The 649-nt window shown below is 47.1% G+C and carries 1 protein-coding gene; it reads right to left on the bottom strand.

The window, feature by feature from the left end; all coding sequences use genetic code 11:
• Nucleotides 1-649: GTP-binding protein (locus ACFI6G_RS22190; RefSeq protein ID WP_462710484.1), on the bottom strand; the 649-nt coding region annotated here is incomplete at both ends.

The following is a 649-nucleotide window of genomic DNA, read 5'->3' as shown; positions in this document are numbered from 1 at the left end:
TCTTCAATTGGTAGTAGGAACGGTTGGTCTACTGCACGCTCTGGCTCAGGAATGTAAGAATCTAGTGCTTCTGCAAGCTCAACGATCTTGTCTTCCCATTGCTTCTCGCCGTTTAGTGCGCCAAGTGCTGAACCTTGGATTACTGGTAGGTCATCACCTGGGAAGTCGTATTCAGAAAGAAGTTCACGAACTTCCATCTCAACTAGCTCAAGTAGCTCTTCGTCATCAACCATGTCACATTTGTTCATGAATACGATGATGTAAGGGATACCAACTTGACGACCAAGTAGGATGTGCTCACGAGTTTGAGGCATAGGGCCGTCAGTCGCAGCAACAACTAGGATACCGCCGTCCATTTGTGCAGCACCAGTGATCATGTTTTTAACATAATCCGCGTGTCCTGGACAGTCTACGTGTGCGTAGTGACGTGCTGGAGTGTCGTACTCAACGTGAGAAGTTGCGATTGTGATACCGCGCTCACGCTCTTCTGGAGCGTTATCGATAGATGCGAAATCTTTAGCAACACCGCCGTACACTTTTGCAAGAGTAGTACAGATAGCAGCAGTTAGAGTTGTTTTACCGTGGTCAACGTGGCCGATAGTACCAACGTTTACGTGCGGTTTCGTACGTTCAAATTTTTCTTTAGACA

Source organism: Vibrio sp. PSi01, from assembly GCF_054960695.1.
The sequence above is the reverse complement of the archived record's forward strand: the minus strand, read 5'-3'. Positions and strand labels throughout refer to the sequence as shown.